Raw genomic sequence first — 23,102 nt, forward strand, 5'->3', positions numbered from 1 at the left:
CGCAGCGTGATCGCTGCGGGGCGTTTTCCGGCTCTTCTGCTCCATCTGTGGGTCGGTGCGGAGCGCCTGACACAGCACACGCCGTCCCCTGTGCAGATCTTGAGGTGTTGAGGCCCGAGATCGGTTGCGCAGGGAGAACGGCGTGCGGTTCACCACGGTATTGAAGTCGCTGGTCGGATGCGAGCAGGCGGTGCCGGAGGACGCCTGGTTCGATGAGGAAGCGCAGGTCATGGTGGTGGCGGTGCGTCCGCGGTCCCGGGCGCGTCGCCGGTGCGGGATCTGTCGCAGTCGCTGTCCGCGGTTCGATGCCGGGGCAGGACGCCGGCGGTGGCGACACCTGGACGCGGCAGGGCTGCAACTGTTCCTGGAGGCCGATGCCCCACGTGTGTCGTGCGAGCGGCACGGGGTGGTGGTCGCGGCGGTGCCCTGGGCCCGGCACGACGCCGGGCACACGCGCGACTTCGACCAGCAGGTCGCCTGGCTGGCCACCGAGTGCTCCAAGTCGGCCACCGCGCAGTTGATGCGGGTCGCCTGGCGCACCGTCGGCGCGATCCTCACCCGCTACCAGCGTGACGCGGACGCCGGGATCGACCGCCTCGCCGGGCTGCGGCGGATCGGCGTCGACGAGATCTCCTACCGCAAGGGCCAGAAGTACATGGCCGTGGTCGTCGACCACGACACCCGGCACGTGGTGTGGATGGCCGACGGCCACGGCAAGGACGTCCTGCGCTCGTTCTTCGACGCCCTGGGCGCCGAGCGCGCCCACCGGCTCACGCACCTCAGCGCCGACGGCGCCGAGTGGATCGCCGACGTGGTCGCCGAGCGGGCCCCGAACGCCGTGCGCGCCATAGACCCCTTCCATGTAGTGGCCTGGGCCACCGAGGCCCTGGACGAGGAGCGCCGCGCGAGCTGGAACCGGGCCCGCCGCCAGGCCGCGGACCCGGACCTGGCCCGCAGGCTGAAGCACTCCCGCCACGCGCTGTGGAAGAACCCCGAGGACCTCACCGAGCGGCAGAGCGCGAAACTCGCCTGGATCGCCGCCAACGACCCGCGCCTGCACCGCGCCTATCTGCTCAAGGAAGGACTACGCACCATCTACCGGATCGCCCGCGCCGAAGGCGTCCACGCTGCCGTCGCCGCGCTGGACCGCTGGCTGTCCTGGGCCAGGCGCTGCCGCATCCCCGCCTTCGTCGACCTCGCCCGCAAGGTCCGACGCCACTACGACGCCATCCTGCACGCGATCGTCGAGGAGCTGAGCAACGGGCTGATCGAATCCACCAACACCAAGACGCGCCTGATCATCCGACGAGGGTTCGGCTTCCGCAGTGCCGAGGCCGTCATCGCGCTCGTCATGCTCTGCCTCGGCGGCAACCGCCCCGAACTGCCCCGCCGCCAAGTCGCCTGATCACACCCACAGGTCCAGCAGAAGAGCCCGAAAAGAAGGTCTTCCCTAGCTCAAAGGGTGTCCATGATGCACATCAAGAGAACTTCGAACCTTCGCACACTCCCCGCTACTGCGGCGATCATGACCATGGCGTCGATAGGTATGTTGGCCGCTGGGCCTGCGTCCGCCACGGAGATTCCGGCTGCTCCCAAGGCCTCCGCGAATGCTGAGGGCACGATTATACGCGACAGTGGCATTTACTTCAGGCCGTCCCTCGATAGCCAGAGGATGGGCATGGCCTACAAGGGCCAGAAGTTCACTTTCGCCTGTTGGACAAATCCTTCGAAGCAGTACGCATTCTTCAAGATGGCCACCTCCGACGGGTATTACATTCCCCGTGACGTCGTGAGTCTCGGCTCAGGCACACTTCCGGAGTGCTAGGTAGCGGCGTGGTGAACACGCACCGCAGCCGCAGATCTTCGTTGCTGTGATCGGACGGGAACGGCCCGATCGGCCGCGCAAGATCTGCGGCTGTAGTACTGGCCGGGCCGAGGTCGTCCGGATCGCCGATGCCGCGGAACTGCCCTGGGGGTCGGGAGGATCAGGGCTTGCCGCTGTCCGGCGGCTCCTTGAGGGACCTCGACAACGGCGAACAGGACAACGGCGGTTCGGCGCACAGGCCCCCCGGGGTGCGTGCGGGTGCAGTGTCAGTGTCGCAGTCCGAGGGGCGGTGGTCTCTCAGGCGTGATCGGTCGGCTGGTTGCCCACGTTTGGTAAATATCGCCCCGTAGCACCTCAAAGTGATGGGTTTTTCGCCTGCTTGAGCCTATATAGGACCTCACTGTCCATCGATTTCGGAACAAGTCGGTTGCATACCGGGAAATTCGGTCGACTGTACGATCCTTCGGCTGCATACTGACCTCGCCGCCGCACACCCCCGGTGTCGGTGCGCCCGACTACTTCAGCAAGAGGGAAGTTCCATGCTCTCCAAGCGCCTTGTCCACTCCGCCGTCGTCTGTGCGGTCCTGGCTGTCGGGGCCACTGCCTGCGGCGGCAGTAAGGACAAGTCCGCCACCCCTGCCACCCCCGCTTCGGCCCCCGCCTCTGCCGCGTCGTCGGCCGGCGCCGTGTCCGGGCTCGCGGTCGACACCCTCAGCGGAGAGCAGATCATGGACAAGGTGAAGGCCGCGATGTCGGGGCTCGCCGCGGTGAAGATCGACGGCACCGTGGTGACCGATGACGGCGAGATGACGGTGCACCTCGCGCTGGACAAGAAGAAGAACTGCGCCGGCAGTGTCGCGAACGGCGGTGTGGGGAAGGTCGAGATCCTGCACAACGAGGCCGGGACCTGGATCAAGCCGGATGACGCTTACTGGAAGAACATCGCGGTGAAGGAAGGCAGCCCGCAGGCCGGTCCGATGTTGGCCGAGCTCTTCAAGGGCCGCTACCTGACGGGTGCGCAGAACGACGAGAACCTCAAGGGGATGTCCGACCAGATCTGCGGCATGCTCGAGGGCCTGGCCCAGGACGACGGTATCCCGAGCAAGGCCACCAAGGGCGCCGCCGGTACCACCAACGGGATCAAGACTTTCAGCCTCACTGTGGTCGACGACCAGAGCGGGGCCTCCACGCTCCACATCGCCACCGAGGGCCAGCCGTACATCGTCCGCATGGAGTCCGCCTCCGCGAGCGAGCCCGGGCATCTCGACTTCAGCGACTTCAACAAGCCGATCACTGTGACGGCGCCCCCGGCGGAGAACGTCATCGACTACTCGGTGTTCCAGCAGAAGCTCAAGAGCGCCTGATCGCCGTCCCGGTCGGGCGCTCGGCGTGAGCCCCGGTGCCGCTCCCGGTCCGGGAGGGTGGCGGGGCTCACGTGCCGGTGGTTCCGGCCGGCTTGAACGTGCTCGGCAACCAGGCCGGCGGCCCGAAGGTGCGGGATCTCAGCTCGACTGGGGTGCCTCCGGCTGGGTCTCGCCCTGCTCCGGCTCCTTCGACCGGGCGAGCGAGACCGTGAATTCGCCGTCCGCCACGTCGGCGCGCAGGGTGTCGCCCTCCTGGACGCTGCCGTCCAGCAGCAGGTTGGAGATCCGGTTGTCGAGCTCGGACTGGATGGTCCGGCGCAGCGGCCGGGCGCCGAACTCGGGCCGGTAGCCCTTGTCGACCAGCCACTGCTTGGCCTGTGCGGTCACCTCCAGGCCGATGTGCTGGGCCTTGAGCAGGCGTTCGCTGCGGGCCAGCAGCAGGTCGACCACCTTCAGCAGCTCCTCCTTGGTCAGCGCGTGGAAGACGATGATCTCGTCGATCCGGTTGAGGAACTCGGGCTTGAACTGGAGGCGCAGGTCGCGCATGAGGTCCTCGCGGATCTCGTCCACGTCGCCCTTGTGCTCCAGGATCCGGTGCGAGCCGATGTTGCTGGTCATGATGACCACCGTGTTGCGGAAGTCGACCGTGCGGCCCTGGGCGTCGGTGAGCCGGCCGTCGTCCAGCACCTGGAGCAGGATGTTGAAGACGTCGGGGTGCGCCTTCTCCACCTCGTCGAACAGCAGCACGCTGTACGGCCTGCGGCGGACGGCCTCGGTGAGCTGCCCGGCCTCCTCGTAGCCGACGTAGCCGGGCGGGGAGCCGACCAGGCGGGAGACGGTGTGCTTCTCCTGGAACTCGCTCATGTCGAAGCGGACCATCCGGTCGGCGTCGCCGAACAGCAACTCGGCCAGGGCCTTGGCGAGTTCGGTCTTTCCGACGCCGGTCGGGCCGAGGAAGAGGAAGCTGCCGGTGGGGCGCTGCGGGTCGCCCATGCCGGCCCGGCTGCGGCGGACGGCCTGGGAGACCGCGCTGACCGCCTGGTCCTGGCCGATGACCCGCTGGTGCAGGTGCTCCTCCAGTTTCAGCAGCCGGTCCCGTTCGGTCTCGTTCAGCTGGGCGACCGGGATGCCGGTACGCGCGGAGAGCACCTGGGCGATGTCGTCCACGGTCACCTCGACCACGCCTTCGCGCCGCTCGGCGACCGCCGCCAACTCGTCGTCCACCTGCGCCAGTTCCTTCTTCAGGTTGGCGGCCCGCACATAGTCCTCGTCGGTGACCGCCTCGTCCAGTTCGCGGCGCAGTTTGGTGCGCCGGTCCTGTGCCTCGACCGCCTCGCCGCTGCCGGAGAGGCTGCGCAGCCGCACTCGGGCGCCGGCCTGGTCGAGCAGGTCGATGGCCTTGTCGGGCAGGAAGCGGTCGCTGATGTAGCGGTCGGAGAGGGCGGCGGCGGCGTCCAGCGCCTCGTCGGTGAACCGGACCTGGTGGTGCGCCTCGTACGCGTCCCGTAGGCCGTGCAGGATCTGGACGGTCTCCTCGACCGAGGGTTCGGGCACCAGGACCGGCTGGAAGCGGCGTTCCAGCGCGGCGTCCTTCTCGACGTGCTTGCGGTACTCGTCCAGTGTGGTCGCCCCGACCACGCTCAACTCGCCCCGGGCGAGGGCGGGTTTGAGGATGTTGCCGGCATCCATCGAGCCTTCGCCGCCGGCTCCGGCGCCGACCACGGTGTGCAGTTCGTCCAGGAAGAGGATGACGCTCTGCTCGGCGGCGACCACCTCGTCGATGACGTTCTTCAGCCGTTCCTCGAAGTCGCCGCGGTACTTGGAGCCGGCCACCAGGCCGGTCAGGTCGAGGGTGACGACCCGTCTGTCCTTGAGGCTGCTGGGGACGTCGCCGGAGACGATCCGCTGGGCCAGGCCCTCCACGATGGCGGTCTTGCCGACGCCGGGTTCGCCGATCAGCACGGGGTTGTTCTTGGTCCGCCGGGAGAGGATCTCGACGGTCTGCTCGATCTCCTGGGCCCGTCCCACCACCGGGTCGAGCCGGCCCGCACGTGCCTCCTCGGTGAGGTCGCGGCCGTACTCGTCCAGGGTCGGGGTGTCACCGGCGCCCGCACCGGGCACCCGCTCGCCGCCCGGGCCCCGGCCCTCCATCGCGGTACGCAGCGTGTCCTCGGACGGGGCGGCGTTGCGCAGCGCCTGGCCGGCACCCGAGCGGTCCTCTCCGAACAGGGCGCCGAGGATGTGTTCCGGTCCGATGTAGGAGGCACCGGCGCGCTGTGAGCGGGCGTGGGCGGCGAGCAGGGCGCGCTTGGCGGCGGGGGTGAGCGAGGGTTCGCCGCCGGGTTCACCGCCCGCGCCGGGGCCGGTGGGGAGTGCGCCCTGGAGGTCCTCGGCGAGCTGCGCGGGGTCGATCCCGGCGCGTTCGAGCAGGTGACGGGACTGCTCCACCTGAGTGGCGGCCCAGAGCAGATGGGCGGTGTCGAGATCGCTGCTGCCGTCGGCGGTGGCCCGGTCGGAGGCGGTAGCCAGCAGGGTCCTGGCGGAGTCGCTCAGCAGCCGGCCGATCGGCACGCGCTGGACGGCGGGTGGCGAGGAGAGCGGGCTCATGCCGAAGAACCGGCTGAGCAGATCGGAGAACGGGTCGTCGGAGCCGAACGGAGGCAGTGTCACGGAGGATCACCTCTCCCGGTGGGGAGTATGTGGGACGGCCAGGGCCAGCGCTGTCCACACAAACACACCGGTCGGGCCAGCGCCCGCCGAGCGTTCGGCCGCGCGGACGCCCGGCCGAGGGGCGCCTGAGGATGCGGGCGCCCCGGGCGTGGGGGCTCCGCGCGGCCGACCGCGCGCGAGGGGTTCACCACGGCGGCCGGTGCTTCCTCGCGCCCCCGGGGCAGCGTAGAAGGGGGCGGCCGGAGAGCGGCGCGGGCGGCTGACCGGGCCGGGCCCCGTGCGCCGCTAACCGGCCACGGTGTCCCGGGGCCGACGGCCTGCCAGGTACTCGGTCACGTTCTGGACGGCGGCCAGGGCGATCCGGACCACGGTCTCCCTGGTGACCCCGCCGACGTGCGGGGAGAGTACGACGCCGGGGGCGCGCAGCAGCCGCAGGCCGGCGGTCGGCGGCTCGGGCTCGAAGACGTCCAGTCCGGCTCCGGCGAGCGCACCGGCCGCGAGGGCGTCGGCCAGTGCCTCCTGGTCGATCAGCGCGCCGCGCGCGGTGTTGACCACGAAGGCGGTGGGCTTGAGCAGGGCGAGCCGTTCGGCGTCGAGCAGGTGGTGGGTCTCGTCGGTGAGCGGTGCGTGCAGGGAGACGTAGTCGCTGGTCCGCAGCAGTTCCTCCAGGTCCACCCGCTTGGCGCCGAGCCGGAGTTCGACCTCGGCCGGGGCGGGGCGGGGGCCGGCGTACTGGACGGCCATGTCGAACGCGGCGGCGCGCCGGGCGACTTCGCGGCCGATCGCGCCGAGGCCGATGATGCCCAGGGTCTTACCGGACAGCTCGGTGATGGACGGCTGGAGGCGGGGCAGCGCCCAGTCGGCCCGGGTGAGCGCGGTGTGGGCGGGGATCAACTGCTTGGCCAGGGCCAGCATCAGGGCGAAGGTCTGCTCGGCGACGTTCTTCCGTTCGGCGTCGCTGGAACCGATGGTGCAGACCGTCACCCGCCGCTGCCGGGCCGCGGCCAGGTCGATGTAGTCGTAGCCGTGGCTGGCGCACTGGACCAGTTCCAGCCCGGGCGCGGCGGCGAGGTGCTCGGCGGTGACGGGGGACAGCGCGGTGACGATCACCCGGGCCTGCCGTAGCGCCTGCGGGTCCTCCTCCACCGCCTCCACCGCGGTGACCCGGGCGTGGTCGGCGAGCAGGGCGGCGAGCGCGGTGGCGGCCGCGCGGCCGCCGACGTGCGGCGGGACGACGGCGAGCACGTTCGGGACGGTCATGTGGGGATCTCTCTTCTCGGGGGCGGGGTACGAGCGGCGGGCCTGGGACAGGAGCCGTGTCGGGGATCCGGGCGGGCGTCCGCGGAGCCCCGTGCCCTCGGGGCCGCCGCTCCCGTACGCCTGCCGGATCAGTTCTCGCGTGTCAGCGCGTCGGGGGTGAGCCCGGCGGCGGAGGTGTGCCCGGAGAGGGCGAGGGTGAGGTCGAACTCGTTGAGCAGCGCGCGGATCACGTGCTCCACCCCGGCCTGCCCGTCGAGCCCGAGGCCGTACGCGTACGGGCGGCCGAGCAGGACGGTACGGGCCCCCAGGGCGAGCGCCTTGAAGACGTCGTCGCCGCCGCGGATCCCGCTGTCGAACAGGACGTCCAGCCGGTCGCCGACCGCCGCGGCCACGCCGGGGAGCGCGTCGAGGGCCCCGATCGCCCCGTTGACCTGCCGCCCGCCGTGGTTGGAGACCACCACTCCGTCCATGCCCGCGTCGGCGGCTTCCCGGGCGTCGTCCGGGTGCAGGATGCCCTTGAGCACGATCGGCCCGTCCCAGTGCTCGCGCAGGAAGGCCAGGTCGGCCCAGGTCTTCCCGGGGTCGGAGAACATCGCGGTGAAGTGCATGATCGCGGCGTTCAGGTCCTCGTGCACGGGCCTGGCCAGCCGGGCCTGGAACGCCGGGTCGGTGAAGTAGTTGGCGGTGCCGACGCCCCGCAGGAACGGCAGGTAGGCCTGGTCGAGGTCGTACGGCCGCCAGGAGAGCATCGGGGTGTCCAGGGTGACCAGCAGTGCGCTGAAACCGGATGCCTTCGCCCGCTGCAGAAAGCTCCGGGTGACCTCGCGGTCCTTGCCCCAGTACAGCTGGAACCAGCGCTCGGCGTTCCCCATCGCCGCCGCCACCTGCTCCATCGGCGTACTGGAGACGGAGGACAGGGTGTAGGGGACGCCCTGCGCGGCCGCCGCCCGGGCCGCCGCCAGTTCGGCCTGCGGGTGCACGATCGACAGCACGCCGATCGGCCCCAGCGCGAGCGGGGCGGGCAGGCTCCGCCCGAGGACCTCGACCGAGAGGTCGCGCTTGCCGACGTCGCGCAGCATCCGGGGCACGATCCGCCAGCGGTCCAGTGCGGCCCGATTGGCCCGCGTGGTACGGCCGTTGCCCGCGTTGCCCGCGACGTACCCGACCGGCCCCGGCGCCAGCCTGGCGGCGGCCACCTCCTCCAGCCGGGTGAGGTCGGTCGGCATCCGCGGCACGATCCCGGCGACGCCGTTCAGGTAGATCTCGAACTGGTACGCCGACCAGTCACGCGCAGCCCCGGTGCCCTCATCGCTCTGCGAAGCCATCTTCGACCCCTTCTCCCGCTCCGTCGCCGACCGGTCAGAGTCCATCACCTCGGTGGTGCCGAACTCCAGACCCGGCGGGGGATTTATCAGGGTTGGGGTTCCAGCGCGGTGACATGAACCAACGCGCTGGAGTGGTCGATCGGCGGTCGGCCGTCCCGGCGGACAGGCCCGCCGCGACCCGGGCCGCCGCACGCTCACCGGGCGGTGTTCAGGAGACCGATGTCTGCCAACTGCTCTTCCACGCACAGGTCCTGACGAACCAGCTGAGGCAGTGCGGCGACTGCGGCGCGGGCGCCGCATGCCGGCGCGGGCCCTTCCGGTCGAGGACGCGGGAGAATTCGTGCGGGCGCTGCGGGGTGCCGCTGCAGTTGTCGGCGTGTACGCCGTCGACGGAGCAGGCCTGGTCGCGGCCGAGCGACCAGTAGGCGAGCATCTGGATGCCCTTGTCGCGGGCGAAGTCCGCCAGGGTGGTGGCGTCCCCCAGCGAGAAGACCTCGTTGGTGTGGTCGTTGACCCCGATCATCGGGGTGTTGCCCTGCATGGCCCAGAGCTCCTTGGCGGTCTTCCGCGGCCAGATCCCGGCCATCTGCCGGTGGAGCCCTTCGGCGGCCGTGGTGGCGACCCGGCCCATGTCGAAGTCGGGGCCGTAGTCCATGGTCATGATGTTGACCACGCTGACCTGGACGCCCCGGTCCCTGGCGTTCTCCAGCAGTGCGATCGCGTTGGGGGACAGACCGTAGGGGTTGACCGGGAGGGTGTAGTGCACGGCCAGCCCGCGTCCGGCGGCCGCGTACTCCCGCTGGAGTTCGGCCAGTGCCCGGTTGCGGCGCTCGTTGGCCTCCGTGTTGTCCAGGGAGTCGCCCTCGATGTCGAAGTCGATCCTGGTCAGGTTGAGGGTGTCGACCACCTTGCGGTACTGCGCCTTCAGGGCGTCCACCGAGTCGCAGGCCAGGGCGAGTTCGGTGCCCGCGCCACCCCCGAACGAGGTGATCACATCGCCGCCGGCCGCCCGCAGGCCGTTCAGGGCGGACCGCCAGCCCTGGTGGTCGACCGGGATGGTGCCGTCGAAGGCTCCGCTGCAGCCGCCGTCGCTGATCACGAAGGCGAGCGTGAAGTACCGGAGTCCGGTGGTGCGGTGGAGCTCGGTCAGCTCCTGGGGGGAGCGCCAGGTCTCCAGGTAGGGAGCGGTGTAGCGGGGTGGGAAGCCGGGCCCGGGAGCGGCGGCCGCGGCGTGTGCGGGCGGGGCGGCGGCGAGCAGGGTTCCGGCCGTCAGGGCGATCGGCGCAAGGTTCGAGGCCAGGCGGAGGGGGCTGAGCATCGGCGTCCTCGGGGTCGGACCGGACGGGATTCCGGTCGCCGCCAGGTCGACCGCTCTGGGTCTACCGTGACGCAGCGGCCCGATTCTGCTGTCCCGTCGAATGACTGATCATGTGCTCATAACTATGAGATCCGTACCGGAACAGATTATTGACGCCTCGTCATACCGGGCTTCTGAATCGCGGCGAGGGGTGACCGCTTCGCCCGTTCGGTCCACCGTGGCCGGGCGGTCAGGATCCGAGCTGCCAGATGGTGCCGTGGCCGGCCAGCACGGTGGCCGCGAGTACGGCCAGATCGGCGAGGCCGAGGACCAGTCCGAGCAGGGCGCGGCCCCGGCGGCGGGTCTGCCGGACCAGGGCGAGGGTGCCGAGGGTCACGGCGAGCGGACCGAGCACCAGGTTGAAGATCAGCAGTCCGAGCAGTCCGAGGACGAAGGAGGCGACGGCCATCTGGTCGGCGTTCTCGGCCCGTTCGGTGCCGGGTGCGGCCGGGGGCTGGGTGCTGAGCTGCTTCATGGCGGGGACTCCTGCGGGAGGGGCGGATCCGGTGCGCGCGGGCCGCCTGTCCGGGCGTTCGTCAGTGCCGGTGCGCGCGGACGAGCCGGGCGCGGGCGAGGCGCTCACGGGCGGCGAAGGCGAGCAGCCAGGCGGCGATCGCGGCGGAGGCGGTCAGGAAGACCGGAAGCGAGGTGTGGATGGCGGCCCCGGCCAGGAGGCCCATGGCGACGATGACGGCGAGGAGCATGGCCAGCCCTTCACGGATGGTCGGCATATCCGGAGTCAGCTAACAACTGTTCGCTGACTTCTCCACTCTACGCTGGTACAAGTCGGCAAACAGTTGTTTACTGAATGATGTGAGTCACACCGTTGGGGTCAGACAGGCCCAGAAGCAGCAGAGTCGCCGCGCCCTCCTCGACGCCGGACTGCACCTGTTGGAGCATCAGAACCTCAGCGGCCTCGGTGTCCGCGAGGTCACCCGCCAGGCGGGCATGTCGCCGGCCGGGTTCTACCGGCACTTCCGGGACCTGGCCGAGCTGGGCGTGGTCCTGGTGGAGGAGTCGCTGGCCAGCCTGCACGGGCTGGTCCGGGAGGCGCTCGCCGAGCAGGGCGAGGCCGGCGAGCTGATCGACCGTACGGTCGAACTGATCGCCGGACATGTCGAGGAGCGCCGGGCGTACGTCCGCTTCCTGGCCCGTGAGCGGCACGGCGGGGTGCAGCCCGTGCGGACGGCGATCGCCGCGGAGCTGGCCCGGTTCGCCGACGAGGTGGCCGAGGCGCTCGGCGCGCAGCCGGAGTCCGAGGGGTGGAGCGCGGCGGACGTGCGGATGCTCGCGGGGCTGTACGTCGACCACATGGTGTCGACCGCCGTCGCCTTCCTCGATGCCGAGGGCCCGGCGGACCGTAGGCGGATCGCGGACACGGCGAGGACCCAGTTGCGGCTGATCAGCGTGGGTCGCCGTCACTGGCGCGACGCCTGACGGGGGTTCGGGCGGTCGGTGGCGGGCCGGTGCGCCAGCGGGATTGGCTGACATCCGGACAGTAGTCAGCTGTTTGCATCGTATTGACATTCCAACATGCCCACGCCAACTTTGGAGGACCCCCACACCGAGAGGCACTCTGATGAAGAAGCCGCTCAGCGGAGCGTTCTCCGCATTCCTGCTGGCCGGGGCGGTCGCCCTGGCCGGCGCCTTACCCGCCTCGGCCGCGAGCGCGGCACCGTCAAAGGGCGCCACGGCCCCGGCCAAGACCCCCGCCGTCACCGTGGACTTCGCCGGGACCGTGGCGCTCAGCGACTGCTCCGGCTCGCTGGTGCGGATGCCGAACTCCGCGGCCGGTGACCCGGCGCTGGTGCTGACCAACGGCCACTGTCTGGAGACCGGGATGCCGAACCCCGGCGAGGTGATCACCGACCAGCCGTCCAGCCGCACCTTCACCCTGCTGAACTCCTCCGGCGGGCGGCTGGGCACCCTGCGGGCCACCAAGGTCGTCTACAGCACCATGACCGACACCGACGTGACCTTCTACCAGCTGAACACCAGCTATGCCGCGATCAAGTCCCGTTACGGCATAAGCCCGTTGACGATGTCGACCACCCATCCGGTGGCCGGTGCCGCGATCGACGTGGTCTCCGGCTTCTGGAAGAAGATCTACTCCTGCAACGTCGACGGCTTCGTCTACCGTCTCAAGGAGGGTGACTGGACCTGGAAGGACTCCCTCAGGTACACCCCCGCCTGCAACACCATCGGCGGCACCTCGGGCTCGCCGGTGGTGGACACCGCCACCGGTCAGCTGGTCGCGATCAACAACACCGGTAACGAGAACGGCGAGTCCTGCACCGTCGACAACCCGTGCGAGGTCGACGAGAACGGCAATGTGACCGTCCGCCAGGGCATCAACTACGCCGAGGAGACCTACTTCATCCCCTCCTGCTTCGCCGCAGGGAACCGGCTGGACCTCACGCTGCCGGACTGCGTCCTGCCGCAGCCGTAGCCGCCGCAGCATCCGCCGTACGCCGAACGGGCCGCCCTCGGGCGGCCCGTTCCGCTGTTCGCGCCCGGCCTCTGGTCGAAGTTCTGAATCGGTGCTTCAATTCTTGCTGTGGCATACCGACGCACTCCCGCCGTACAGGCCCGGCTGGATGCCCAGCGCGAGGCGGTGCTCCAGGCCGCCGTCGCGCTGCTCGCCGAGCACGGCTACGGCGGTTGCTCGGTGGCGGCGGTCGCGCGCCGGGCCAAGATCGCCACCGGCAGCGTGTACCAGCACTTCTCCGGGAAGGCCGAGCTGTCCGTCGCACTGTTCCGCACCGTGGTCGGCCGCGAGGTGGCGGCCGTCGGCGAGGCCGCCGCGGCGGCGGCCGCCCGGGGCGAGGGCCCGCACGGGCGGGTGGCGGCCGTGGTCGAGACCTTCGCCGCGCGCGCCCTCAGAGCGCCCAGGCTCGCCTACGCGCTGCTCGCCGAGCCCGCCGAGCCGTTGGTCGACGCCGAACGCCTGGTCTTCCGGCGGGCGTTCCGTGACCTGTTCGCCGAGCAGATCCGGTCCGCCGTCGCCACCGGCCAACTGCCCGCCCAGAACGCCGAAATGACCGCCGCCGCACTGGTCGGCGCGGTCGGCGAGGCGCTGGTCGGCCCGCTCGCCGCCGGATCGGACCCCGATGACGTGATCCCCGCCCTGGTCTCCTTCGCCCTGCGCGCCCTGGGCGGAGACCGGGAGGACCCAGCCACCCGCAGCCACTGAGGAGGACGTGATGCCGTCGACCCACGAGGTCACCAACCAGGTGCCCGACCAGTACGGCCACGACGTTGCCGCCGACCCCACCCTGCTCGCCGCGCTCCACCGCGCCGGTGCCGGCTGGGCCGAGCCCGAACTGCACCGCCTCGGCGAACTGGCCGGGACCGAACAGGCCGCCGAGTGGGGCCGGCTGGCGAACGAGTACGAACCGGTGCTGCGCACCCACGACCGCTACGGCCACCGGATCGACGAGGTCGAGTTCCACCCGGCCTGGCACGAGCTGATGAAGGTCGCCGTCTCGCACGGCCTGCACGCCGCACCCTGGCGTGACGACCGCCCCGGCGCGCACACCGCCCGGGCCGCCAAGTTCTACGTCTGGGGCCAGGTGGAGGCCGGCCACACCTGCCCGGTCTCGATGACGTACGCCTCGGTCCCCGCGCTGCGGAAGGCTCCCGAACTGGCCGCCCGGCTGGAGCCGTTGCTGGCCGCGAGCGAGTACGACTTCGGGCTGCGGGAGCCGGGCGGCAAGCGCGGACTGATCGCGGGCATGTCGATGACCGAGAAGCAGGGCGGCTCCGACGTCCGCACCAACACCACGACCGCCGTGCCGCGGACGGACGGCACCTACCGGCTGACCGGGCACAAGTGGTTCACCTCGGCGCCGATGTCCGACCTCTTCCTCACCCTCGCGCAGGCGCCGGGCGGGCTCAGCTGCTTCATGCTGCCGAGGATCCTGCCCGACGGGAGCCGGAACCGGATCCTGCTGCAGCGGCTCAAGGACAAGCTGGGCAACCGGTCCAACGCCTCCTCCGAGGTCGAGTACGACGGTGCGGTCGGCTGGCTGGTCGGCGAGGAGGGGCGCGGTGTCCCCACCATCATCGAGATGGTCAACATGACCAGGCTCGACTGCACCCTCGGCGCCGCCTCCGGAATGCGGCTCGGCGCCGTGCGGGCGCTCCACCACGCCACCCACCGGCGGGCGTTCGGCAAGGCGCTGGTCGACCAGCCGCTGATGCGCAACGTCCTGGCCGACCTGGTGGTGGAGTCCGAGGCCGCGACCATCGCCGCCCTGCGCCTGGCCGCCGCCACCGACCTCTCCCTCGCGGGTGACGAACAGGAGTCACTGGTACGGAGGCTGGGGCTGGCCGTGACCAAGTACTGGGTCTGCAAGCGCGGCCCCGGGCACGCGGCGGAGGCGCTGGAGTGCTTCGGCGGCAACGGGTACGTCGAGGAGTCCGGCATGCCCAGGCTCTACCGGGAGGCCCCGCTGGTCTCCATCTGGGAGGGCTCGGGCAATGTCGCCGCGCTCGACGTACTGCGGGCGATGGCCCGGAGGCCCGCCACCGTGGAGGCCTTCCTCGGCGAGGTCGGGTCGGCGGCCGGCGCGGACCGGCGGCTGGACGCGGCCGTCGGTGAACTGCGCAAGCAGCTGGGCGACCTGGGCGAGATCGAGTACCGCACCCGGCGCGTGGTCGAGCTGATGGCGCTGGTCTTCCAGGGCTCGCTGCTGGTCCGCCACGGTGATCCGGCCGTGGCCGAGGCGTTCTGCGCCTCACGGCTCGGCGGGGACCACGGCGGTGCGTACGGCACGCTGCCGACCGGAGTGGACACGGAGGCGATCCTCGCCCGGGCGCGGCATGAGTGACGCCTTCGGCGCGGGTGACGCCCGCGGCGTGCGCGAGGCGGAGGAAGTCCGGCGGTTCTGGCGGGAGTTGGGGCTGCCGGGCCTGATCGACGTGCACACCCGCCCTCCTAGCCCGCCATCGGGCAGGAGGGGCCCTCCATGCCCGAGCGGGTCCTCGCCAAGGTCTGGGCGTACTTCGACCAGGTCGGGCCGCTCACCGGGCGGCCCTGGCCGATCGCCTACCGCGAGGAGGAGCGGCAACGGATCGACCGGCTGCGGGAGTTCGGGGTGGTGGCGTTCACCGCCATAGCTGGGGGAGGAGTGGCTGCGGGCGGTCTGCCACGGAAACGCGGCGGCGCTGTTCGGCCTCCGGGAACAGGGCTGAGGCTATCGGGGGAGCGGGGCCGTGCGAGGAGCCCGCACGGTCGAAGCCGGGCGGCCTCGTACTCCGCGGGGGCCGAGCGTTCGGCCGTGCCGCGGTACGTACCGCTCAGCGCGCGTCCTGCGGCCGCCCGGTGCCGTACACCGGCCGGTCCCGGCCCGGGTCCTGCCCGACTCCGTCACACCTGGGGCAGGCGTACATGAGCTCCTCCGGGAGACCGCCTTCACGGGGCGGCGTCATCGGTTCGCTGACGAAACCCGTTCCCTTGCAGGTCGTGCAGTACATGACTCACTCACCCCAGGTCGATTCGGCCGGTCCCTCCGCCCCGTGCCGCACCGGTGAGGGAGACCGTTCCGTGGGACGAAGCCTTGGCCGCCGCACGGTGTGCAGGGGATCGCTCCCATGATGCCCCACCCCTCCGCGCCGGTACGGCGGTTGATCCTCTCCCCGCGTCGGCGGGAGCTTCAGCCGATCGGGGAGAGGACCTCGACGGCGGCCGGGTGGAGGCTGGGGGCGGCGGCGAGGAAGCCGGCCGCGGCGGGGGTCCAGGGGGTGCCCTCGGTGGTGGTGACCCGCGCTCCGGCCTCGCGGGCGATCAGCGCGCCGGGCAGCAGGTTGACCGGGTCCAGGCCGTACTGCCAGAACAGGCCGAGGTGCCCGGAGGCGACCTGGGCGGTCTGGAGGGAGGTCGGGCCGAGGTTGCGGACGGCCAGGACACGGGGCAGCAGGGCCGACAGCGATTCGCCCGCCCGGCGCAGCGCGAGGGGGTCCTCGGCGACGGCCGGCGGCTGGCTGGTGGTGGCGACCGCCGCCGACAGCTCGTGTGCCCGCGGGCTGATCGCCTGCCCGTTCAGTCGGGCGCCGCCGCCGAGGGTCGCGGTGTAGGTGAACCCCTGGGCGGGCGAGTGTACCACGGCGAGCACCGCCTCGCCGTCCCGGACGAGGGTCGCGGTGACCGCCCAGTGGGGCAGCCCGGACAGGTACTGGATGGCGCCGTCGGTGGCGTCGCAGCTCCACCACTCGCCCTCGGCCGGGAGAGAGGTGGCCAGTTCGTCGGTCAGCCAACCGGCCTGCGGCCGCAGGGCGGTGAGCCGCTCTCGCAGCAAGTCCGAGGCGGGGCCGTCCAGTTCGGCGAAGACGGCCATCGCCTCGGCGATGTTCCCGGCGGCCGCGGGCACCGGGCGGTGGCGCTCGGCCAGGTACGCGCCCACGGCCTCGACGGCCTCGGTGACGGCGGGCAGCAGGGCGGTGATCTGGTTCATCGGGCTCTCCTCGGGTCCGGCGCTGTCGTGCGGCCGGGACAAGAAGTACCGTGTGGACAGCGAACCAGGGCGCCGGGAACCGCGATTACGGTTGAGATCGGACACGAGGGCGGCAGGTATGGCGGATCAGGTACTGGACGACCTCGACCAGTCACTGGTCTGCGCGCTCCAGGTGGACGGCCGTGCCGAGCCCGGCCGGATCGCCGAGGTGCTCGGGGTCTCGGCCCGTACGGTCACGCGCAGGCTGGCGCGCCTGCAGCAGACCGGGGCGCTGCGGGTGGTCCGGCTGCCGACGGCGGAGGAGGCGGCGCCCGGTGCGCTGCTGCTGCGGGTCCGGGTGCTGCGCGGCAGGGTCGAGGCGATCGCACAGGCGCTCGCGGCGCGCCCGGACGTGCCGTTCGTCGACATCATGCTGGGCGGACACGAGGTCGGTGCGGTGGTACTGGCGGACCCGGGCTCGCGCGACCACCTGGTGCACGCCCAGCTCCCGGCCACGGGTGCGGTGGTGGAGACGAGCGCGCACGCCGTACTGCACGTGTTCGCGGATGCCGGACGCTGGCGGGGCGGGAGGCTGACGGCGGAGCAGGTCGCGGCGCTGGAGCCGGAGCCGCCGTCCGCCCGACCGCCCGCGCTGGACGGGCTGGACCGTGGCCTGCTCGCGGAACTCGGAGAGGACGCACGGCGGTCGCACGCCGCGCTGGCCGCCGCGCTGGGCGCGCCCGAGTCCACGGTCCGCCGCCGGCTCGCGCGGCTGGCCGCCGGCGGTCTGCTGCGGACGCACGCCACCGTGGACCCGAGACTGCTCGGGATGAGGGTCGACGCCAACCTCTGGCTGGACGTCCCGCCCGGCCGGCTGGCCGAGGTCGGGGAGCGGCTGGCCGGACACCCGCAGGTGCACGGGGTGTTCGCCACCAGCGGGGCGGCCTCTCTGATGGCCACCGTGTTCTGCCCGGACCATGCCGGGCTCTACCGCTTCACCACCGAGACGCTCGGCCCGCTCGGGGTGTCCCGGGCGGAGACCGTGATCGTGGCGCGGGCGGTGAAGCGCGCGGGAGTGCCGCTGCCGGGTGGGCCGGTGCCCGGCGGGCGGCCGCCGGGGAGGCGGGCCGCCACCGGCTGAGCGGGCACCGGCCGGGTGGGCGGGGTGGCGGGGGTCAGGCGCCGGTGGTCGAGCCCGGGCGGATCACCATCATGACCGTGACCACGGCCCAGAGCAGGTTGAACACCCCGGCGGTCATCGGCAGCAGGCGCAGAGCGCCGGCGGCCCGGGTGTGCTCCTCGCTCCCGGGGGCGGCGTCGAGCGCGTCGACGGTGTTCTGCTGGGCGGGCAGCACGAAGAGCAGCAGCGAGGCGGCCGCCAGCACGGTGAGCGCGATGGCGACGATCAGCCAGGTCTGGCCGAGGACGCCCATCACCTGCGCGGTGCCCACACCCATCACCGGCACGGCTATCCCGAGCAGCGCGTAGACCTGGGTGATCCGGTGCAGCAGCTTCACCGAGGCGGCGGCCGAGACCTGGTCGGGGCCGTCCGCCAGGGCGGCCTTGGCGCGGCGCGGGAACATGCTCACGGCGACGGCCACCGGGCCGATGAACAGGACCGAGGCCAGGACGTGCAGGCTCAACAGGAGCTTGGCCATGGGAGGAGACACCCTTCGCGGACGGCGGCCGGTCCCGGTCGGATGGCGGGCAACCGGCGGGGTCCGGTCGACGGAGCCCCCGGCACGCTAACACCAGCCGGTCACCCGTCCGGCGGGCGGGGTGTCCGAGCGGTCCGGGGCAGCGGGTGCGGCCGGTGCCCGGTAGTGGTATCGGGAGGTGCCCGGAGGCGGCCTGGCACGGGCCCGGGAGGCCGATCGGGCACTCCGGTGGGAACTGATGATTCCCCGATATGCACCTAGACCGATAATCCGTACGGCTGAGCTTCCGATCCGCGCTGTGCGTGGTGTCGCGGCGGGTGCTGGGGACGGTCCTTGGATGGCGCCTGTCCGCTGCCCTTCGAGGGCAGGTCACCGCCTTTCGGAGGGCAACCAGTGCGTCCCGATGCTCGACCGCGTTCCCCCCAGCACGTCCGTACCGCCGCGCCACCCGGGCCGTCCGTACGGTCCCGGACCGTACGCAGCCGTGCGAACCGGCGCCTGGCGCTCATCGCCGGGCTGGCCCTGGTGCCGATGACCTCCTTCGTGGTCGTCGGCCACGCCGCGCAGCTGACCCCGCCGCTCGGTCCGTGCAGCGGCGGCCAGTGCCCTGCCGTCTACCCGCCGCCGAACAACGGCAACTTCGCCGGCTTCGACGCCACCGTCAACGTCTTCGCCGGTGGCGACTACACCGTCCAGGGCCGGGCCGCCGAGGCCGAGGGCAAGATCGTCGCGCTGGGCGACCTGACCGTCGCGAAGACCGGCGGCGGGGCCTTCAACATGGCCGTGGTCGGTGTCGGTTCCCGGGTCCCCCCGCCGATCGGCACGGACTACGTCACCGTCGGCGGCAACGTGCGGGTGGATCCCGGCAACAACCTCATCATCGGCGGCTCCGACGCCACCACCACCGCCTGGGGCAACCTCCGCTACGGCGGCGGACTCAGCGGCAGGGTGAGCATCACGCCACCCGGGCAGGCGATCCAGGACGAGACCGCGGGCGACGAGTTCCGCCCGCTGCGCACCACGATCACCGACACCTCCGAGTGCACGGGCACGGCCGCGGCCACCGGCACCGTCACCGTCACCAGGACCGAGGCGACGTTCGTCGGCGACGGCACCAGCGCCCGGCAGGTCTTCAACGTCCCCGGAAACCTCGGCGCGGTCGGCCAGCAGATCGGGCTGGTGTTCCGGGGCATCCCGGCCGGGGCGACCGTCGTGGTCAACATGCTCGCCACCAACCCGGTGATCAGCACCTACACCGGCACCGGCCTGCCGGGCGACCAGCTGACCGAGCTGCGGCCGAACCTGCTGTGGAACTTCCCGAACGCCACCGCGGCCCTGATCACCGGCTCGGCCCAGTTCCAGGGCACCGTGATGGCCGGCAACCCGGCCGGCACCACGACCATCTCCATCCCGGGGATCAACGGCCGCGTCTACCTGGCCGGGAACCTGATCCAGGAGGGCTCGGGCGGCTACGAGATCCACAACTACCCGTTCGACGGGGACCTTCCGGAGTGCGGCGCGACGGGGCCGACGGGGCCGACGGGAGCGACGGGGCCGACGGGGCCGACGGGGCCGACCGGGTCTACGGGTGCGACGGGTCCGACCGGTCCCACGGGGGCTACGGGGCCGACCGGTCCCACGGGGGCTACGGGTCCGACCGGGCCCACGGGGGCTACGGGTCCGACCGGGCCGACTGGTTCGACCGGTGCTAAGGGTCCGACCGGTCCGACCGGTCCGACCGGGCCGACTGGTCCGACAGGCGCTAAGGGCCCGACCGGTCCGACGGGCGCCACGGGGCCCACCGGTGCTAAGGGTCCGACGGGTTCGACCGGGGCGACTGGTGCTACGGGGCCGACCGGTCCTACGGGGGCTGCCGGTGCTACGGGTACTACCGGCGCGACCGGTTCGACGGGTGCTACGGGCGCGACGGGTTCGACCGGTTCGACGGGTTCGACCGGGCCCACTGGGGCTACGGGTGCTACGGGTGCTACGGGTTCGACCGGGGCTACCGGTGCCACGGGTTCGACCGGTCCTACGGGGGCCGCCGGTGCGACCGGTGCGACCGGCGCGACCGGTGCTACGGGTGCGACCGGACCGACCGGTCCCACTGGGGCGACAGGCGCTACAGGTGCCACCGGCGCCACGGGCCCCGTCGGTCCCACGGGCCCCGTCGGTCCCACGGGCCCTGCCGGTCCCACCGGCCCCGCTGGACCGAGCGGTGGCAAGCACCATCACCACCACGGCGACCACGGAGGCCATGACGGCGAGCACCATGAAGGCGGTCATCCCGGCCTGCCCCAGACCGGTGCCGGACTCGCGGTTCCGGCCGGGCTGGCCGCCGGCGGGCTGCTCACCACCGGTTTCGTGGTCTACGGGTGGTCCCGCCGGAAAGGGCACCGGGGCTGACGGTTCGTCACGAACTCCGCATACCGGTGGATCTCCCTCAGCCACCCGATAACCCGATGAATCGGTCACCCGCCCGGAGGGATCCGGTGGGAATCGATGCGCGGCGCACCGGGCTGTGCGACGATCGCGTCAGGCTTCGTCGGACGACCTGAAGTGATCGCTGAGGGGGAAGTCTTGCCTGAGTATGCGGAGTTCGTGACCGTCGACGGCGCCGTGGTGCGCGTCGAGGGTGCCGAGACGGAAGGCCTGGGCGCCGAGGAGCCGTACGGTATGCAGCCGGTCGGCCGTGGTTCGTCGGTCGTCTCGGCCGGGGTGGAGCGCGCGTCGGCGACCTTCGAGCAGGCGCTGGCGGGCGTCAGGGTCGCCGCCGAGTCGGCGCTCGCGGCCTTCCGTGACGGGAGCCTGAAACCGGACGCGGTGGAGATCGCGTTCGGCGTCAAACTCTCGGCCGAGGCGGGGGCGTTGATCGCCAAGACCGCCACCGACGCCCATCTGACGGTCAAACTCGTCTGGGCGCCCGAGAGAATCCCCGCCGGTCACGACGAATTCTGCTGACCGGACGGCGGACCCGGGACGAGCCCATGTTCGACGAGACGGCCCACTGCCCGCCGGACCAGGCGGTGCCCAACCCCTCGGGTCCGGCAGGCCACGGCGATCCGTCGCGCGGCGACCCGGCATCAGGTGCCCCGGCGCGCGGCGAGCCCGCGCGCCAGGAGCCCGCATGCGGCGTGCCGCTCCAGCGCGATCAACACGACCGCCGCGATCAGCACGACCGCCGCGATCGGTACGACCGGCCCGACCAGCCCGGTCAGTACGACCAGCCCGGCCGGTCCGGCCGGCACGGTCAGGCTGGCCCGGAGCCCGACTCGTCCCGGCGGGACGTCAGTTGGCTCACCCGGATCACCACCGAGGGCCCGCTCGCCACCATCGGCGCGGGAGTGCTGATCTCCGACCGCAGGGTGCTCACCTGCGCCCATGTGGTGCACGGCTGCACCCGGGCCGGCGTCCACCTGGCCGGCCGCCCCGACCACCCGCCGATCGGGGCCACCGTCGCCGTGCGCGGCCCGTGGGTGGAACGGTCCGGCGGCACCGGGGATGTGGCGGTGCTGGAGCTGGACTCCGCGCTGCCGCCGTACACGGCCACCCCCGCGAGGTTCGCGCCACTGCACGGCTGGGACGGGCTGCACGCACCGCAGTTGGCCGCGTACGGGTTCCCCGAGGGGTACGACGGCGGGCTGAGCAGCGAGATCCGGCTGACCAGGGGGGCGCTGCGGATCGGCGGCGAGCTGGTCCAGCTGGAGCACGAGGGCACGGGGATGCCGCTCGCGCCCGGGTTCAGCGGGGGGCCGGTGGTGATCGCCGCCACCGGAGAGGTGGTCGGCATCGTGACGGCGGCGCAGGACACCCTCTGGCGCGGCACCGACGAGCGGGCCCGGCGGCGCGGCGGTGTCCCGGCGGTCCGGCTCGGCCAGATGCTGCCCGGTGAGGCGATCGCCCGGTACGCGCCGGAGCTCGCCGACCGGCTGCCGGGAGCGGCCCTACCGCCCGGCGCGGTAAGGGAGTTGAGGCTGCTGCTGGCCGGAGCGCAGGTGGCGGCCGATCCGCTGGAGCTCTACCGGGCCGCGGCCGGCCGGCTCGGCTGCCCGGATCCGCCGACCCGGCCGCGCGACCTCTGGGAGGCGGGCTGGTACCTGCTCTCCGAGGTCGCGCAGCCGGTGGGCCGTCCGCACCCGGTGCTGGAATTCGCGGACCTGGCCGCGGAGTCGGCCGAGGACGAGCGGCTGCGCGCCGGGCTCTCCCGCTGGCGCGCCGACAACAGCGTCGGCAGCAGCGTCGGCGGCAGCGTCGGCGGCAGCGCCGACGACAGCACCGACGACAGCGCAGGCAACACCCCGTACTCCCTGACCTCCCGCCCCGCCGCCCAGACGCACGCGGAGCCCGTCCGCGCCGCCCCGCGCCGGGAGCGGTGGCGCCCGATCCTGGTGGACATCCAGCCCAGCGGTGCCGGTACCAGGATGTTCCACGTGTCGATCTCCGCCATCCGCGACGGAGTGCTCGGCGAGCCGCATTCGCGGACCATGCTCGGTTCGATGCTGCCGGGCTTCGTCCGGGAGCGGATCGAGGAGGAGATCGGCCGACTTGAGCCGGACGGGGCAGAGTTGATCATCTTCGCGCTGCCCCGGAAGTGGATCACCCAGCCGGTGCACAGCTGGGCCAGGCGCAAGGACTTCGGCCCGCTCGGCGCCGACCACGCCGTCGTGGTGGTGGACCAGCTGCGCCGGGGCAACGCGGCCGACCGGCGCCACCTGGAGATGAAGTGGGCCCGGATGCGCGAGGAGCACGGCGGAGCCGAGGTGTACCCGATCCCGTGCACCGAGGTCCCGGACAGCAAACGGCTCTACCAGCGGCTGCGCCCGGTGGCCCGAGCCGACCTGCCCATGCTGCCGGGGCCACCCAAGGGCAACCCGTACGAGCCGTTGCTCGCGGCGGCGCTCAAGGCCGGTGCGCCCGCCGTGCTCTGGATCCAACACGCCTGTACAACCGACCACACCTATGTGGAGACCTGCCGCAGCAGCCGGTTCCTTGACAGACTTGCAGTCGAGCTGGCCGATCTCCAGCCGGACGATCTGCCGCGCCGGGTAAGGGAGTTGCGCCACCAGGCGGAGGAGGCTGAGGACCCGGGCGCGCACTGGTCGGCCGGGCTCGTGCTGCTCTGGGAGGACCCGCAGGTCGTGCCGAGCCCTCACCGGCCCTACGGGGTCGCCCCGACCGCCCGACCACCCCGCCACCCGGCCGACTAGTA

Annotated in this window: 18 protein-coding genes and 1 pseudogene; 11 read left to right on the top strand and 8 right to left on the bottom strand. The window is 72.1% G+C overall.

Features of this window, described 5'->3' with window-relative positions; genetic code table 11:
- Nucleotides 1-142 precede the first annotated feature (142 nt).
- A complete protein-coding gene (locus ACSMTC_RS26635) occupies nucleotides 143-1,405 on the top strand; it encodes an ISL3 family transposase (protein ID WP_436557592.1) in 1,263 nt (420 codons plus the stop codon).
- A 959-nt stretch (nucleotides 1,406-2,364) separates the two neighbouring features.
- The gene (locus tag ACSMTC_RS26640) at nucleotides 2,365-3,189 is read left to right on the top strand and encodes a hypothetical protein (RefSeq protein WP_436562234.1); all 825 of its coding nucleotides are present in this window, start codon (nucleotides 2,365-2,367) and stop codon (nucleotides 3,187-3,189) included.
- A gap of 138 nt (nucleotides 3,190-3,327) precedes the next feature.
- On the opposite strand, the gene ACSMTC_RS26645 is transcribed toward ACSMTC_RS26640, so the two are convergent.
- The 6 genes from ACSMTC_RS26645 to ACSMTC_RS26670 all read right to left on the bottom strand — a co-directional run bounded on the left by ACSMTC_RS26645 (nucleotide 3,328) and on the right by ACSMTC_RS26670 (nucleotide 10,532).
- Nucleotides 3,328-5,859, bottom strand: coding sequence for an ATP-dependent Clp protease ATP-binding subunit (locus ACSMTC_RS26645; protein WP_436562235.1), 2,532 nt, complete (start codon nucleotides 5,857-5,859; stop codon nucleotides 3,328-3,330).
- Nucleotides 5,860-6,144: 285 nt separating this feature from the next.
- Nucleotides 6,145-7,119 carry a 2-hydroxyacid dehydrogenase gene (locus ACSMTC_RS26650; RefSeq protein WP_436562236.1) on the bottom strand — a complete coding sequence of 325 codons (975 nt, stop codon included), beginning with the start codon at nucleotides 7,117-7,119 and terminating at the stop codon, nucleotides 6,145-6,147.
- Between the two features lie 128 nt (nucleotides 7,120-7,247).
- Nucleotides 7,248-8,444 (bottom strand): lactate 2-monooxygenase, encoded by a 1,197-nt coding sequence (locus ACSMTC_RS26655; RefSeq protein WP_436562237.1) that lies wholly within the window; start codon nucleotides 8,442-8,444, stop codon nucleotides 7,248-7,250.
- A gap of 208 nt (nucleotides 8,445-8,652) precedes the next feature.
- Complete coding sequence (locus tag ACSMTC_RS26660) at nucleotides 8,653-9,762, bottom strand: chitinase (protein ID WP_436562238.1); 1,110 nt, start codon at nucleotides 9,760-9,762, stop codon at nucleotides 8,653-8,655.
- Between the two features lie 229 nt (nucleotides 9,763-9,991).
- Nucleotides 9,992-10,276 (bottom strand): DUF4190 domain-containing protein, encoded by a 285-nt coding sequence (locus ACSMTC_RS26665; protein ID WP_436562239.1) that lies wholly within the window; start codon nucleotides 10,274-10,276, stop codon nucleotides 9,992-9,994.
- 61 nt (nucleotides 10,277-10,337) lie between these two features.
- Nucleotides 10,338-10,532, bottom strand: coding sequence for a hypothetical protein (locus ACSMTC_RS26670; RefSeq protein ID WP_436562240.1), 195 nt, complete (start codon nucleotides 10,530-10,532; stop codon nucleotides 10,338-10,340).
- Between the two features lie 82 nt (nucleotides 10,533-10,614).
- Here ACSMTC_RS26670 and ACSMTC_RS26675 point away from each other — a divergent pair, with 82 nt between their 5' ends.
- From ACSMTC_RS26675 to ACSMTC_RS26695, 5 genes and pseudogenes are all read left to right on the top strand, one after another.
- The gene (locus tag ACSMTC_RS26675; protein ID WP_436562241.1) at nucleotides 10,615-11,238 is read left to right on the top strand and encodes a TetR family transcriptional regulator; all 624 of its coding nucleotides are present in this window, start codon (nucleotides 10,615-10,617) and stop codon (nucleotides 11,236-11,238) included.
- Between the two features lie 142 nt (nucleotides 11,239-11,380).
- Entirely contained in the window at nucleotides 11,381-12,250 is an 870-nt protein-coding gene (locus tag ACSMTC_RS26680; RefSeq protein ID WP_436562242.1) for a trypsin-like serine peptidase, read from the top strand.
- Between the two features lie 108 nt (nucleotides 12,251-12,358).
- Nucleotides 12,359-12,994 (top strand): TetR/AcrR family transcriptional regulator, encoded by a 636-nt coding sequence (locus ACSMTC_RS26685; protein ID WP_436562243.1) that lies wholly within the window; start codon nucleotides 12,359-12,361, stop codon nucleotides 12,992-12,994.
- A gap of 10 nt (nucleotides 12,995-13,004) precedes the next feature.
- Nucleotides 13,005-14,633, top strand: a complete 1,629-nt coding sequence (locus ACSMTC_RS26690; protein ID WP_436562244.1) for an acyl-CoA dehydrogenase family protein — start codon at nucleotides 13,005-13,007, stop codon at nucleotides 14,631-14,633.
- Nucleotides 14,626-14,921, top strand: a pseudogene (locus ACSMTC_RS26695) (hypothetical protein); the annotation flags it as partial. The gene ACSMTC_RS26690 and the pseudogene ACSMTC_RS26695, both read left to right, overlap by 8 nt.
- Nucleotides 14,922-15,458: 537 nt before the next feature.
- Here the strand turns inward: ACSMTC_RS26695 and ACSMTC_RS26700 are convergent.
- Nucleotides 15,459-16,256, bottom strand: a complete 798-nt coding sequence (locus tag ACSMTC_RS26700) for an inositol monophosphatase family protein (protein WP_436562245.1) — start codon at nucleotides 16,254-16,256, stop codon at nucleotides 15,459-15,461.
- A 118-nt stretch (nucleotides 16,257-16,374) separates the two neighbouring features.
- Between ACSMTC_RS26700 and ACSMTC_RS26705 the strand changes: the two genes are divergently transcribed.
- Nucleotides 16,375-17,376 (top strand): Lrp/AsnC family transcriptional regulator, encoded by a 1,002-nt coding sequence (locus ACSMTC_RS26705; protein WP_436562246.1) that lies wholly within the window; start codon nucleotides 16,375-16,377, stop codon nucleotides 17,374-17,376.
- 34 nt (nucleotides 17,377-17,410) lie between these two features.
- Here the strand turns inward: ACSMTC_RS26705 and ACSMTC_RS26710 are convergent, their stop codons facing one another.
- Complete coding sequence (locus ACSMTC_RS26710) at nucleotides 17,411-17,893, bottom strand: hypothetical protein (protein WP_436562247.1); 483 nt, start codon at nucleotides 17,891-17,893, stop codon at nucleotides 17,411-17,413.
- A 531-nt stretch (nucleotides 17,894-18,424) separates the two neighbouring features.
- Here ACSMTC_RS26710 and ACSMTC_RS26715 point away from each other — a divergent pair.
- From ACSMTC_RS26715 to ACSMTC_RS26725, 3 genes are all read left to right on the top strand, one after another.
- Nucleotides 18,425-20,299: a choice-of-anchor A family protein gene (locus tag ACSMTC_RS26715; protein WP_436562248.1), complete on the top strand. Its 1,875-nt coding sequence runs from the start codon at nucleotides 18,425-18,427 to the stop codon at nucleotides 20,297-20,299.
- 96 nt (nucleotides 20,300-20,395) lie between these two features.
- Nucleotides 20,396-20,854: a CU044_2847 family protein gene (locus ACSMTC_RS26720; protein WP_436562249.1), complete on the top strand. Its 459-nt coding sequence runs from the start codon at nucleotides 20,396-20,398 to the stop codon at nucleotides 20,852-20,854.
- A 26-nt stretch (nucleotides 20,855-20,880) separates the two neighbouring features.
- The gene (locus ACSMTC_RS26725; RefSeq protein WP_436562250.1) at nucleotides 20,881-23,100 is read left to right on the top strand and encodes a VMAP-C domain-containing protein; all 2,220 of its coding nucleotides are present in this window, start codon (nucleotides 20,881-20,883) and stop codon (nucleotides 23,098-23,100) included.
- The last annotated feature ends 2 nt before the right edge of the window (nucleotides 23,101-23,102 follow it).

Source organism: Kitasatospora sp. HPM-01-4 (assembly GCF_051374625.1).
Lineage (GTDB): Bacteria > Actinomycetota > Actinomycetes > Streptomycetales > Streptomycetaceae > Kitasatospora.